Source organism: Promicromonospora sp. NPDC059942 (assembly GCF_042731755.1).
GTDB lineage: Bacteria > Actinomycetota > Actinomycetes > Actinomycetales > Cellulomonadaceae > Promicromonospora.
In genome coordinates, this window is the sequence record NZ_JBHWLR010000019.1 from 1 (window position 1) to 13,463 (window position 13,463).

Here is a 13,463-nt window from a genome sequence, read left to right on the forward strand (position 1 = left end):
CTACCGACCTCGCCGCTTCTGGTGCGTCAGGCCGCGACGGCCTGGCGCGGACCCGCGGAGCGGACGTCGGCCGCGAGCTTGGCGACCAGCACGTCGCCGCCCTTGGTGAGCTGCTGCCCCCGCTCGGAGAACCCGAGGCGGCCGTGGAAGCGCATCGACCCGGGGTTCGGCGGGTTCAGGTTGACCTCGCAGGTGACGACGTCGTGGCCGGCGGTCCGGGCGGCGTCGAACACCGCGTCGTAGAAGAGCTGGCCGATCCCGCGGCCGCGGGCGCCCTCGCCCACCACGATGCGGTCGACGTACAGGTGGTCCAGGCCGCGCTCCTCGAACCAGGCGTAGTTCTCGCCCGCCCAGTCCTCGCCGCCCTCGAGCGCCACGACGAAGCCGAGCGGCTCCGCGGGCGCCTGCGGGTCGACGGCGACCAGGGCGAGCGACGACGCGTCGAGCAGCTCGGTCATGTCGTCGGCCGGGGTGTCCGGGACGGCGGGGATCGAGGCGTTGTTCAGACTCACCAGGTGAGAGATGTCGGCGTCGGTGGCGGGCCGCAGCACGGTGACGGTGGACATGGCTCTATCACTCCAAGGAGTCGGCGGGGTCGGGGGGAACCCGAAAACGTTAGCCGCCGGGGTGGTCGCGCGTCTGTGACCTGGGTCAAAGAGTGGTAGCGGTCACGACGGCGACCTCTGTCACGGGGCCGGGCGCGGGCCGAAGACTGCCGTACCCACCCGCACGATCGTCGCGCCCTCCGCGATCGCGAGCTCCAGGTCGCCGGTCATGCCCATCGACAGCTCCGTCGCGGAACCCGTCCCCGGCGCCCCCGACGCGAGCACCTCGTCGCGGATCGCGCGCAGCCGGGCGAACCCCGCGCGGACCGTCTGCTCCGACGACCCCTCCAGGCGCGCGCCGATGGTCATGAACCCGGTCAGGCGCAGGCCCGGCAGGGCGGCGACGGCGGTGGCGAGCGCTCCGGCGTCGTCCGGCCCGACGCCGGACTTGCTGTCCTCACCGGTCACGTTGACCTGCACCATCACGTCCAGGGCGGTGTCGCCGGTGCGGCCGTCGCGCACGCAGCGGTCCGAGATCGCGCGCGCCAGGTCGAGCGAGTCGAGCGTCTCCAGGCCCGTGGCGGTGGCCAGCACCTGGTTGATCTTGTTGCGCTGCAGGTGGCCGATCATGTGCACCTGGAGCGTTCCGTCCGTCAGCCGGCCGGCCACGGCGGGCGCCTTCGCGACGAGCTCCTGCACCCGGTTCTCGCCGATCAGGTCGACGCCCGCGGCCAGCGCCTCCAGCACGGCGTCCGCCGTCTGCGTCTTGGTCGCGACCAGCAGCCGCACCTCGTCCGGGCCGCGCCCGGCGGCGTCGGCGGCCGCGGCGATCCGGCCCCGGACGGTCGCGAGCCGGTCGGCGACCGTGCCGGGGGTGGGCGCATGCGGCGTCGCCGGGGGCTGCGCTGCCGGGGGCTGGGTTGCCGAGGGCTCGGCTGCCGAGGGCTGCGCTGCCGGGGGCTGGGTGGCGGGCTGGGGCTGGTCGGGCACGGGCCGAGTCTATTTCGGGGTGCCGGGGCAGGCGGACGTCGGCAGACTGGACGGGAGCCTGCGTGCGGGCCCGGCGGAGTCCCGGATCGTGCCGGGACGCTCAGGGTCGGATCAGGGAGGTGCCTGGTTCCGTGACCTGCTGCTCTACGGAAGGATGGGTCCCATGAGAACGCTGCTGAACATCATCTGGGTCATCTTCGCGGGGTTCGGGCTGTGGCTCGGGTACATGCTCGCGGGGATCATCTGCTGCCTGCTCATCGTCACCATCCCGTTCGGCGTCGCGTCCTTCCGCATCGCGGGATACGCCCTGTGGCCGTTCGGGCGCGAGGTCATCGAGAGCCCCCGCTCCGGCATCTTCTCCCTGATCGGCAACGTCATCTGGGTGATCGTCGCCGGCTGGTGGCTCGCGCTGGGGCACATCATCACCGCGATCCCGCTGGTGATCTCGATCATCGGCATCCCGATGGCCTGGGCCAACCTCAAGCTCATCCCGGTCTCGCTCATGCCGCTCGGCAAGCAGATCGTGCCGAGCGACGCGCTGCTGCCGACGTACCGCAAGCAGGCCGCGGCGGCCTGAGCACCACGCTCTGCTTATCGGCTCAGTCGCGGGAGATCGGGGCCGTCGTCCCGTTCGTGAGCGTCAGCAGGTCGGCCGGCGCGAGGCCGACGTCGAGCCCGCGCCGGCCGCCGGACACGTAGACGACGTCGAACGCCTCGGCTGACTCGTCCAGCACCGTGGTGTGCCGGGTCTTCTGCCCCAGCGGCGAGATGCCGCCCACCACGTACCCGGTGGCCCGCTCGGCCGCCGCGGGCTCGGCCATCGCGGCCTTCTTGCCCCCGGCCGCGCGGGCCAGCGCCTTGAGGTCCAGCTTGCGGTCCACGGGCACGATGCCCACCACGAGCTTCCCGTCGACGTCGGCCAGCAGCGTCTTGAACACCTGCGGCGCGTCGACGCCGATCGCCTCCGCGGCCTCCATGCCGTAGCTGAGCTCGCTCGACGGGTCGTGCTCGTAGGGGTGCAGCGTGTGCGGCACGCCGGACTTCTCGAGGGTCACGACGGCGGGCGTCCCGTGGCTGGCGCGGGCGGACTTCGAGTTCTTGGCCACGACGCGATTGTGCCGTGCGAGCCGTGCGCCGGCGCAACGGTTTTGCGGTACGGACGCCGTCGTCGGCCCCTGCGGCGAACTCATTCCCCTGGAGTCCGGTCGGAAACTACGTGGCTAGCGTAGGGGGCGTGCTCGCCCTCCTCGTCCTCGCCATCCTCGTCGGGGGCTCCCTGCAACGCGTGGCGGGAATGGGCTTCGGACTCGTCGCCGGACCGTTCATCGTGCTGCTCATCGGGCCGATCGAGGGCGTCCTGTTCGTCAACCTCGTCGGCGCGGTGATGGCCCTGCTCGTGCTCGGGCGCACCATCCGCCGCGTGAACTGGCGGCGCTACGGCTGGCTGGTGAGCGCCTCGGTCGCGATGAGCGTGCCGGCGGCCCTGGTCATCCGGGACGCGAGCGCGTCCGCCCTGGAGATCGGCGTGGGCGCCGTCGTCGTGGTCGCCATGACGCTCGCGCTGGTGACCTCCCGCCTGCGCGGCGCTGAGCGGCCCTTCGCGCCGGAGGCGCGGTTGCCGCTCCTGGTGACGGGCGCGGCGGCGGGGTTCGGCAGCGTCGCCGCCGGGATCGGCGGCCCGCCCATCGCCGTCTACTCCGTGCTCGACCGCTGGGACCCGCGCGACTTCGCGGCCACCGCGCAGCCGATCTTCCTCACCAACGCGGTCGCCGCGATGACGGCGAAGCTCCTCTTCGCCGACGCCACGTTCCCCGCCTTCGCGGTCTGGGAGTGGGTGACGATCGGCGTCGCGCTCCTGGCCTCCGTCGGGCTGGGGGAGCTGCTCGTGGGGCGGATCTCGGCGAGCGCCACGCGCAAGGTGCTCGTGACGCTCGCCTACGTCGGCGGTTTCGAACCCTTTGGCAGGGGGTTCCGGGACTTTTCTTCACCCCTTTGGGACTTGGAAGATGGACCGTCCACTGGGGTGACCGGTACGTCTGACACGTCGTGGGGCGGGGTCAGTGGAGCGACATGAGCGGCTCGCCCGTCGGGCTCAGCCTCGCCGTGCCGAGGTTGCCGACGGTGCAGCTTCCGCTGCGCGGGTTGCCGGCGTTCCAGACCTGGCGCAGGCAGTTGCGCATCGCGAGCTGCCCCCAGTAGCTGGGGTGCAGCGACTCCTGGACGTAGTAGGGCGAGTCGCCGATCGTGCTGACCGTCCGGATCTGGTTGACCCACTCGGTCCGGTCGACCGCGCCGGGTGACTGCCAGCTCGGCAGGCCCACCTCCTCGTAGAGCCCGACGCCGGTCTCGCACAGCCGCTTGCCGTCGAACGCGTGCGTCATGTCGAGGGTGCGGACGTTCGGCAGCCCGACGTCGGAGGCGGCGCCCAGCAGCGCGCCGTTGATGGTGGGCAGGGCCGTGGAGTTGGCCCAGTCGGCGTCCCGGTTCCACAGGCCGCAGCCGCCCGTGGACTGGCGGGTGTAGCCGGACTCCGAGTAGCGGATCCCGGAGCCGTTCGGCACGGGCGACGGGTAGGTCTGGACCACCAGGGTCCACTGGCCGGTGCTGTACCCGGCGTTGCTCATCGCGGTCGCGACGTTGCGGAGCGCGCCCGCCACCCGGGCCCGGATCGTGGCGACGTTCGCGGCGGTGAAGTTGGCCGTGACCGAGCTGTCGTCGTGGCAGTAGTTCTTCCACCAGGTCGGCGAGGTGAGGAAGTTGACCACGCAGCTCTGGACGACGCTCGCGAACTGGAAGTCGTTCCCGCCGATCGAGACGACGACCATGCGGACGTTCCGGGTGGCGGCCGCCTCCTGGAGCATGCGGGCCTGGCCCTTGCCGGCCGAGCCCTCGTAGAAGTCGATGCCCGGCTTGAAGTTCGTGCCGGTCGAGGTGGCCGTCGTGGCCCCGCTGCAGGCGAGGTTGAGGCCGTTCACGCCGCCGCCGATGTAGGCCTCGGCGGAGGAGGCGCGGTGGCACCGTGCGATGGTCTCGCCCGTGCCGCCGGCGTTGTCGAAGTAGGCGGTCGGCCCGAGGGCGTCGGCGCGGTCGGAGTCGCTGTTGGAGGCGCCCGCCCAGCGGCCGGCCTCGCCGGAGATGTAGGAGTCCCCGAGGGTCACGACCCACGGGGTGCCGACGCCGGGGCCGTCGGCTGACAGGGGAGCGGCGGGCAGGGAAGCCGCTGGCAGTGCAGCGGCCGGCAGGGGAGCGGCGGTCGCGGGCGCGGCCGCCCCGACCGCCGTGGCGGCGGCGAGGCAGGTCGAGACGAGCAGGGCGAGCGTTCGCCGGGCGCGCGGGTGTCGGTGTCGGTGGCTGGAGCGGTGGCTGGAGCGGTCGGGAGAGGGCAGGTGCGTCGTCATTGGCACTCCTGTGTCCAGGCAGTGCCGGTGCGGCACTGCTGACCGGATCTTCAATAGCGGAGTTTATGCGACGGTCGCACTGGGGTAAACAGTCGGCAAATCACCCGGGAAATCTTCCCGCGACAGCGCGCCGCCCGCCGCCCGGGGTTGCGGGGCGACGGGCGGGTCTGCCGGGCGACGGGCGGGGCGGCGTTCGGGCGGTGGCCTAGACCTGCCCGACGGCGACCACCGTCAGCACGACCTCGCCGGCCTCGTCGCTCGCCGCCAGGTCGATCAGCGCGGTGATGGCCCAGTCGCGGTTGCGGTCGGCGTCGTCGAGCACCTGCCGCACCCACCAGGTGCCGGGCTCGACGCGGCCGGTCTCGCCGTCCGCCCCTCCGGTGCCGGTGCCGGTGCTGCTGATGCTGCTGGTCGGCAGTTCCGCGCCCGGCTCCAGGATGGTCAGGAGCGCGGCCGAGCGGGCCTCCGGGCCGATGCCGACGGCGTCGTCGCCCTGCTCCTCGAACAGCGGGTCCAGGGCATCGCCCCACGCGTCGGCGTCCCAGCCCTGGTCCAGCGCGGCCAGCGCGGAGTACGCCTCGCGCGCGACGAGCTCGACGCGGCGGAACATCGCGTTGCGGACCAGCCGTCGGAACGCGCGCGGGTTGCCGGTGACGGGGCGCACGGGCGCCTCGGCCCCGGCGTCGGCGAGCTCGCCGTCCGTCACGAGGTCGGCATCGTCGTCCACGGGGTTGGCCAAGCGCTCCCACTCGTCGAGCAACGAGGAGTCCACGCCGCGCACGAGCTCGCCGAGCCACTCGATGATCTCCTGCACCTCCTCGGTGCGGTGCTCGTCGGGAACCACCTGGCGCACGGCCCGGAAGGCGTCGGCGAGGTAGCGCAGGACCACGCCCTCGGTGCGCTCCAGCCCGTACACGCTGACGATCTCGGCGAACGTCATGGCCTTCTCGACCATGTCGCGCACCACGGACTTGGGCGACAGCTCGGCGTCCGCGACCCACGGGTTGGTGCGGCGGTAGGTCTGGAAGGCGGGCTCCAGGAGGTCGGCCAGCGGCTTGGGCCACGTGACCTCCTCCAGCAGCTCCATGCGCTCCTCGTACTCCAGCCCCTCGGCCTTCATGGCGGCGACGGCCTCGCCGCGCGCCCGGTTCTGCTGCCCCATGAGCACCTGGCGGGGGTCGTCGAGGGTGGCCTCGATGACGGAGACGACGTCGAGGGCGTGCGTCGGACTCTCGACGTCGAGCAGGTCCATGGCCGCCAGTGCGAACGGGGACAGCGGCTGGTTGAGCGCGAAGTCGCGGGGGAGGTCCACCATGAGACGGGCGGACGGCCGCAGGCCGCCGTCGCCGTCCGGCACCCGGACCTTCTCCACGACGCCCGCGAGCCGCAGCGAGCGGTAGATGCGGAACGCCTGCCGCACGTGCTCGGCCTGCTGCGTCTCGGAGTCGTGGTTGGCGGTCAGGAGGTGGCGCATGGCGTCCACCGGGTCGGTCGCGCCGGTCTGACCGGGTCCGGTGTGGCCGTGGCCGTGGCTGTGGCTGGAGCCGTGGCTGGAACCGCGCGCCAGCACGTTGAGCACCATCGCGTGGTTCACGCGGAACTGGGAGACCAGGGGCTCGGGATCGGCGTCGCGCAGGCGCTCGAAGGTGGCGTCGGTCCAGTTCACGCTACCCGACGGCGCTTTCTTGCGCACGATCTTCTTGAGCTTCTTCGGGTCGTCGCCGGCCTTGGCCAGGATCTTCCGGTTCTCGATGACGTGCTCGGGCGCCATGACGAGCACCTCGCCCACGGTGTCGTACCCGGCGCGGCCCGCGCGGCCCGCGATCTGGTGGAACTCGCGCGCGCTGAGGTGGCGCATGCGCTCGCCGTCGAACTTGACGAGGCTGGTCAGGAGCACGGTGCGGATCGGCACGTTGATGCCGACGCCGAGGGTGTCGGTGCCGCACACGACCTTGAGCAGGCCCTTCTGCGTCAGGCGCTCCACGAGGCGGCGGTACTTGGGCAGCATGCCCGCGTGGTGCACGCCCACGCCGTGCCGCAGGAACTTGCTGAGGATCTTGCCGAACCCGGTGCCGAACCGGAAGGCGCCCATCTCCGCGATGATCGCTTCCTTCTCCGACTTGCTGGAGACGTTCATAGACAGCAGGGACTGCGCCCGGTCGACGGCGTCCTTCTGCGTGAAGTGCACGACGTACACCGGGGCGCGGTGCGTGGTCACCAGCTCCTGGATCACCTCGGTGAGCGGCTCCACCACGTAGGAGAAGGTCAGCGGCACGGGGCGCTCGGCGCCCGCGACCTCGGCGACGGGCCGGCCGGTGCGCTCCTCGAGGTCCTCGCGCAGGCGGGTGGTGTCGCCGAGCGTGGCGCTCATCAGGATGAACTGGGTGTTCGTGAGCTCCAGCAGCGGCACCTGCCAGGCCCAGCCGCGCTGCGGGTCGCCGTAGTAGTGGAACTCGTCCATGACGACCTGCGCGATGGCGTCGTCGTCCGCGGCGGTGTTGGTCTCGTCCGCGGCGTCGCCCCGGCGCAGCGCGAGGTTCGCGAGGATCTCGGCGGTGCAGCAGATGATCGGGGCGTCCGGGTTGACGGCGGAGTCGCCCGTCATCATGCCGACGTTCTTCGAGCCGAAGGCGGCGACCAGGTCGAAGAACTTCTCGCTGACCAGCGCCTTGAGCGGAGCCGTGTAGTACGTGCGGCCGCCGCGCCCGGAGCGGTGGGCTGCCAGGGCGGCGAACTGCGCGCCCATGGCGACCATCGACTTGCCCGAGCCCGTGGGCGTCGCGAGGACCACGTGGGACCCCGTCATGACCTCCAGGAGGGCCTCCTCCTGGTGCGGGTAGAGCGCTCGCCCGCCCGCCGCGGCCCACTCGCCGAAGCTCTCGAACAGGACGTCCGGGTCGGGGTCCTTGCCCGTGGGCGCGGGCAGGTACGGGATCAGGGTCCCTGCGGGCTTCGGGGCGCCCTGCGACGAGGCGGGCCGGTCGGTGGCGGAGGGGGCGGTCGAGGTTGTCGACGTCGTCGAGGAGGGCGCGGTCATGGTGCTGCCCATTCTTGCAGGCGGTTCTTGCGTGCGGGTGAAGTGAGGGGGCGGCGTTCGCCGGTGGGTCGCCGGTGGGTCGCTGGTGGGGTCTGGCGGTGCTCGGTGCGGCTCGGTGCGGCTCGGCGAGAGACCTTCTCGCCGTCGTTTCACCGAGGGAGTGCGACCACAAGGGGCCTTTTTGGAAAGTTGTGCACAGATCTGATTTCCGCCCGTCACTGCGGACGATTGTTCTATACGGTGATCTCGTTCGGCTGATCTTGGCGTCCTCGGTGGCGTGCTTTGGTGAGGGGAGGTGACGGCCATGGTGAGCGGGATGCTGCACAGAGCGGGCGGCGGGGCGGGTTCCTCGCGCGAGGTGGCGGACGTCGTCGCCGACCTGGAGCGGGTAGTGGACGAGCTGGTGGACGTAGGAGGTCCGGAGGCGTTGGACGCGCAGGAGCTGGCTGGTGCTGGTGCTGGTGCTGGTGCTGTCGCGGACCGGCTCACCGTTCTGTCGCCGGTGCTGCGCAGGACGGTGCACCGCCTCGACGTCCTACGGGTGTCCTGGCTGCCCAGGATCGAGGCGCACGGCCTGTGGGCCACGGACGGCTCGCGCACGTTTCCTGCCTGGCTGTCCCGGCGGGAGGGAGTGCGGTTCGGTACCGCCAGCCGGGACGTGAAGGCCGGACGCCGGCTCGCCGCCCACCTGCCGGCGACCCTCGCCGGGGCGCTGGCCGGCCGGGTGGGGCCCGAGCAGCTGCGCGCGATGATCGACAAGGCGCCGACGTCGGAGGTGCGCGCGGAGGCGCTCGCGGAGGAGGTCCTGGTGGACCCGGGCGTGACCGAGCTCGAGGTGGTCGGGAGTGCTGAGCCTGGTGACGGCGACGATGCGGGCGGCGGCGATGCGGGCGGATCGAAGCCGAAGGCCGTGCTGATGACGCGGGAGGAGCTGCTCCTGAGCCATGTCGACCTCAACACGCCGGAGGGATTCCGGCGCATCGTCGACAGGTTCGCCGACCAGTCCGACCCGGATGCCGACGAACGGGGATACCGGATCGCCAAGGAGCGCGAGCACCTCGAGCTGGCCAAGACGCTGGGCGGCTTCCATCTCCGGGGGTTCCTCACCGACGAGCACGGTCACGCGCTGAGCGCGGCGCTCGGATCGGTGATGGGCAGGCCGACCCCGGGAGACGATCGAACGGCTACCCAGCGCCGCGCGCAGGCGCTCGCGGACCTGGCGCGCACCGCGCTCGACAACGGCCGGACCGGTGCGGGTGCCGCGGTCCGCCCGCACATCAGTGTGCTGGTGTCGGTCGACGAGATGGAACGACTGGTCGACCGGTCGGGCGGCGCAACCTCGGGAGTGGGCGCCGGCGTGCGGGCTGGTGTGGGCGCTCGTGCTGGTGCTGGTGCTGGCGCTCGTGCTCGTGCGGGCGCCGCGGACGAGCTCGCTGTCGTACGGGCGGGCGCTGCTTTCGGCTCGGTGCCTCCGACTCTGGTCGGGGACGGGCGCGACAGCGTCGTGCCCAGGAGACTGTTCCGTCGCCTGGCCTGTGACAGTGCCATCACGCGAGTGGTGTTCGGCTCGGACGGCGCGGTGCTCGACGTCGGGCGGGCGCACCGGACGGTTACCGGTCAGATGCGCAGAGCGGTGATCGCCCGGGACCGGCACTGTGTCTTTCCGTCGTGCGACCAGCCGCCGTCACGTTGCGAGGTCCACCACGCCGTCCGGCACTGGGCCGACGGTGGCGACACCTCCGTGGCCAACGGCGCGCTGCTCTGCTACCACCATCACGACCTGGTTGACACGACCGGCGTCACGATGCGCTGGCGCGACGGCATCGGAGGGTGGGCGTTCACGGACCGTCACGGCAGGGCGATTGCCGACCCTGCCGCACCGGATGATCCGGCTCTTCCGGCCGAGCTGGTCGATCGGGCTAGGCCTGCGGTCCGGTCCGACGGCGGCGAGCCACCGGACGGGGCGGCGTGACCGCCGGACTGGGCGTGACCGCCGGGCCGGGCGGCGTCACCGCCGGACTGGGCCGGGCCGGCTGGGCCGGGCCGGCGCTACAGGGGAGTCGTCTGCGCGATCCCGGTCGGCTTGTCGTCCGCGGACCCGCTGTCCACGCGCTTCTCGCCGGCCTGGACCGCGACCACGCCGGCGAGGATCAGCACGCCGCCGACGAGCTGGACCGGCTGTGGCAGCTCGCCGAGCAGCAGCCAGGCGAAGCCGATGGCGGAGACCACCTCGAAGAGTCCGACGAAGGAGGACAGCCGCGGGCCGAGGAGCCGGCCTGCGGCGATGCCGGCGACGTAGGCGAACGCGGCAGTGATCACGCCGAGGCCGACCAGCGGCAGCCACCACGGCACCGCCGTGCCCGCGTACACCGGCGAGGCGGTGCTGTACTCCAGCGGCATGAGCCCGGTCGCGCCGAGCAGGCCCAGCGCCACGGTCGCGGTCGTCAGGCCGCCGGCCGCCAGGGCGAGCGGCGGCAAGCCGGTGTCGACGTTCGCGTTGATGACGAAGTACGTCGAGACGCCGAGCATCGCGACCAGGGCCCACGCGATGCCGACGGGGTCGACGGCTGTGGCGCCCGGGGCGCCCGAGACCAGGTTCAGCACGAGCACGAGGCCGACGGCGGCGAGCAGCGTGCCGCCGATCGTCGCCCGCGTCGGGCGCTGACCGTGCCGGAGCCAGAACCAGAGCACCACGGCGGCCGGCGCCGTGTACTCGATGAGCAGGGCCGGACCGACCGGCATGTGCTGCACGGCCGAGAAGTAGGCGAACTGGCAGCCCGCGACCGACACCGCCCCGTAGACCGCGATGAGCCCGAGGTTGCGGCGCACCGGCTCCCAGTCGCCACGCAGCGACACGATGCCGAGCGGCAGCACCACCAGCGTGGCGATCGCCACGCGGACCAGGACCATCGCGCCGGGGCTCCAGCCCGTGTCGAGGAGCCCGCTGGCGAACACCCCGGACAGGCTGAACGCCACCGCCGAGGCGCCGGCGAACACCAGGCCCAGGGCGAGGTGGCGCGACGGCCCGGTCCGGACGGCACGGGGCCCGCGGGGCCTGCGGGAGCCCCGGAGTCCGTGCGCGGCCGGTGCGTCGAGGCTTGGCCCGCCGGGGACCGGCCCGTTGATGTCAGGTGTCACAGCGCCCATGGGTCCTGACGCTACGGGTGGAGAGAGTAATGTGTCAACGTGGTTTTCACTCATGACACCGAGGAGTCGCTCCAGGCCGCCGTCGTGCTCGTGAACGCGGGCGAGCCACCCGTCACCATCGCGACCGTGGCCGACCTCGACGCGTTCTTCGCCGGACAGGGCTACACCGGGCGGCACGACAGCACGCAGGCCGAGCTGGAGGAGGTGCTGGCACTGCAGCCGCGGCTGCGCGAGCTGCTCACCGCCGACCGCGACGCGGCCGTCGGGCTGGTGAACGACATGCTGGCCGCCGCCGGGGCGGTGCCGCAGCTCGTGCGGCACCCGCCCGCCGACTGGCACATCCACGCCGTGCCGAGCGACGCGCCGCTCGCCACGCGCATCCTGGTCGAGACGGCGATGGCGATGGTCGACGTGATCCGGGACGACGAGCTCTCCCGCCTCGCGGTGTGCGCCGACAGCGACTGCGCGGGGATCGTCCTGGACCTGTCCCGCAACCGGTCGCGGCGCTACTGCTCCACGACGTGCAGCAACCGCAACGCCCAGGCCGCCCACCGGGCCCGGCGCGCGGATCAGGCGTCGGCGGCGTCGCCGACGGTGTAGCGCGACCGGCCCGAGGCCATGGCCGCGACGATCGCGTCGGCGACCCCGGCGACGTCGTCCGGCAGATCGGTCAGTACGGCTCCGGGCGGGGCGCCTGCGCTGTCGGTGACCGTGCTGTCGGTGACCGTGCTGTCCGTGCCCGCTCTGTCCGTGACCGCGCCGGGGGTGACCGCTCTGTCCGTGACTGCGCTACCGGAGCGCGGCGTCGTCGCCCGGACGAAGTCGTCGTGCATGTGCCGGGCGGCGTCGAGGTCCGTGAACCCGTGGCCGGTGCGCGTCTCGACCCGCTTCAGGCAGACCTCCACGGGCGGCAGCAGCACCACGTAGTCGAGCACCGCGACGCCGGCGAACCGCGCGAACGTGGGCAGGAACCACGGGCCGATCACGCCGTCGTAGACCACGGCCATGCCGCCAGCGGCGAAACCGCCCGCGGCGGCCGCCGCCGCGCGGGTCGTCGTGTCGTTCTGGGCGTGCGACTCCGGGAGCCAGGGCGGGATCATCCCCCGCCGCAGGAACCGGAAGAACGCGTCACCCTCCACGAGCACGCTCGGCTCCCAGCGGTCGGCCAGCGCCTCGGACACCGTGGACTTGCCGGAGCCGGGCGGCCCGGTCACGACGAGCAGGCCGGGGGTGACGGCGCCCGCCCTGGCGTCTGCCCCGGCATCTGCGCCGGTGCCGCTGCCGCTCCCGCGACCGGTCCCGCTCATCCGAGGTCCCACAGGAGGCGGTAGTACGCGACCCGGTCCGGGTCCTCGTCGATCCCGTACCCCTCGTAGACCAGGTGGTCGTACCCGGGGCCGTAGTTCCACCCCAGGCTGTAGGTCGCGACGGCGAGGTCGGCCCAGCGGTCGGCGACGCCGAGCCCGCCGAGGTCCACGTGCCCGAACCATGTGCCGTCGTCGGCGAGCAGGGTGTTGGGTGCGCAGGCGTCACCGTGGCAGACGACGACCCGGTCGTGCTCGGGTGCGTCCAGCAGGCGCGCCCGAGCCTCGGGCGACCACCCGTCGGCGGCGTGGCCCCGGGCCGCCCGGTCCTCGGCGATCGCCATCCGGTCCTCGATGCTCCAGGTCCACGGGCACTCGTCGACGGGCAGCACGTCGTGCAGCGCGCGGAGCCCGGCCCCGATCGCCCGGGCCGCGGTCTCCGGCTCGGCCAGCCAGCGCGGGTCGACGGCGGAGCGTGCGGGCATCGCGGCCGTGACCAGCCACTGCGCCTCGTCGTCGGAGCCGACGTCGAGGACGTGCGGCACCGGCGTCCAGGTCTCGGCCCAGCGCATGCGCGCGGCCTCGTTCGTCAGGTCGACCCGTTCGGTCGTCGCCCGGTCCGAGAAGGGCATCCACTTGACGTAGTAGGCGGACGGCGGCGTCGGGCCCGTCACGAGCTGCGTCGCGGGATGTGCCGCGGGGTGTGCCGTGGCGTGTGTCGCGGGGTGTGCCAGCGGCTCGATCCGGAAGGTCAGGCCGCCCAGCTCGTTGCGCCAGACGGGCGCGACGTCTCCGTCACCGGCCAGCTCGCGCACGACGTCGGGCACCGAGGCCGCTTCGGCGGGGATCGTCATGGGCCCAGGGTGGCAGACCGGGCCTCGTGATCACGAGGTGAATTCCGGCGCCGGACGCCGATGGGTGCGCCGTGCCTCCGCCGAACGTCTCTCCGTCGAACGTGCCTCCTCCGAACGTGCCTCCTCCGAACGATGTACGCCGCCGCGCGGAGATCGGCCGGATGGCCGACGCCGTCGCACCCGGACCA

General features: G+C 72.7%; 12 protein-coding genes. 4 read left to right on the forward strand and 8 right to left on the reverse strand.

Annotation, left to right across the window (positions count from 1 at the left end; all coding sequences use genetic code 11):
- Positions 1-26: 26 nt before the first annotated feature.
- Entirely contained in the window at positions 27-566 is a 540-nt protein-coding gene (locus ACFV9Q_RS23975; protein ID WP_377231009.1) for a GNAT family N-acetyltransferase, read from the reverse strand.
- Positions 567-686: 120 nt separating this feature from the next.
- Positions 687-1,535, reverse strand: a complete 849-nt coding sequence (locus ACFV9Q_RS23980) for a YggS family pyridoxal phosphate-dependent enzyme (RefSeq protein ID WP_377236483.1) — start codon at positions 1,533-1,535, stop codon at positions 687-689.
- Positions 1,536-1,698: 163 nt separating this feature from the next.
- Here ACFV9Q_RS23980 and ACFV9Q_RS23985 point away from each other — a divergent pair, with 163 nt between their 5' ends.
- Positions 1,699-2,112, forward strand: a complete 414-nt coding sequence (locus ACFV9Q_RS23985) for a YccF domain-containing protein (RefSeq protein WP_377231007.1) — start codon at positions 1,699-1,701, stop codon at positions 2,110-2,112.
- Positions 2,113-2,134: 22 nt separating this feature from the next.
- On the opposite strand, the gene ybaK is transcribed toward ACFV9Q_RS23985, so the two are convergent.
- Positions 2,135-2,641 carry a Cys-tRNA(Pro) deacylase gene (ybaK, locus tag ACFV9Q_RS23990; RefSeq protein WP_377236484.1) on the reverse strand — a complete coding sequence of 169 codons (507 nt, stop codon included), beginning with the start codon at positions 2,639-2,641 and terminating at the stop codon, positions 2,135-2,137.
- Positions 2,642-2,769: 128 nt separating this feature from the next.
- Here ybaK and ACFV9Q_RS23995 point away from each other — a divergent pair, with 128 nt between their 5' ends.
- A complete protein-coding gene (locus ACFV9Q_RS23995) occupies positions 2,770-3,609 on the forward strand; it encodes a TSUP family transporter (RefSeq protein WP_377236485.1) in 840 nt (279 codons plus the stop codon).
- Here ACFV9Q_RS23995 and ACFV9Q_RS24000 read toward each other — a convergent pair.
- Both ACFV9Q_RS24000 and ACFV9Q_RS24005 read right to left on the reverse strand, forming a co-directional pair.
- Entirely contained in the window at positions 3,593-4,933 is a 1,341-nt protein-coding gene (locus ACFV9Q_RS24000; protein WP_377236486.1) for a hypothetical protein, read from the reverse strand. The genes ACFV9Q_RS23995 and ACFV9Q_RS24000 overlap by 17 nt on opposite strands.
- Positions 4,934-5,138: 205 nt before the next feature.
- Positions 5,139-7,970, reverse strand: coding sequence for a DEAD/DEAH box helicase (locus ACFV9Q_RS24005; protein WP_377236487.1), 2,832 nt, complete (start codon positions 7,968-7,970; stop codon positions 5,139-5,141).
- A 316-nt stretch (positions 7,971-8,286) separates the two neighbouring features.
- Between ACFV9Q_RS24005 and ACFV9Q_RS24010 the strand changes: the two genes are divergently transcribed.
- Positions 8,287-9,942 (forward strand): DUF222 domain-containing protein, encoded by a 1,656-nt coding sequence (locus ACFV9Q_RS24010; protein ID WP_377236488.1) that lies wholly within the window; start codon positions 8,287-8,289, stop codon positions 9,940-9,942.
- Between the two features lie 77 nt (positions 9,943-10,019).
- Here ACFV9Q_RS24010 and ACFV9Q_RS24015 read toward each other — a convergent pair whose 3' ends face one another.
- Positions 10,020-11,117 carry a DMT family transporter gene (locus ACFV9Q_RS24015; protein ID WP_377236489.1) on the reverse strand — a complete coding sequence of 366 codons (1,098 nt, stop codon included), beginning with the start codon at positions 11,115-11,117 and terminating at the stop codon, positions 10,020-10,022.
- 39 nt (positions 11,118-11,156) lie between these two features.
- On the opposite strand from ACFV9Q_RS24015, the gene ACFV9Q_RS24020 reads away from it, so the two are divergent.
- Positions 11,157-11,717: a CGNR zinc finger domain-containing protein gene (locus ACFV9Q_RS24020; protein WP_377236490.1), complete on the forward strand. Its 561-nt coding sequence runs from the start codon at positions 11,157-11,159 to the stop codon at positions 11,715-11,717.
- Here ACFV9Q_RS24020 and ACFV9Q_RS24025 read toward each other — a convergent pair.
- Positions 11,687-12,424 (reverse strand): AAA family ATPase, encoded by a 738-nt coding sequence (locus ACFV9Q_RS24025; protein WP_377236491.1) that lies wholly within the window; start codon positions 12,422-12,424, stop codon positions 11,687-11,689. The two genes, ACFV9Q_RS24020 and ACFV9Q_RS24025, sit on opposite strands and share 31 nt — an antisense overlap.
- On the reverse strand, positions 12,421-13,275 hold the full coding sequence (locus ACFV9Q_RS24030; RefSeq protein ID WP_377236492.1) for a phosphotransferase: 855 nt from the start codon (positions 13,273-13,275) through the stop codon (positions 12,421-12,423). Before ACFV9Q_RS24030 ends, ACFV9Q_RS24025 begins: the two co-directional genes overlap by 4 nt.
- Positions 13,276-13,463: the final 188 nt, after the last annotated feature.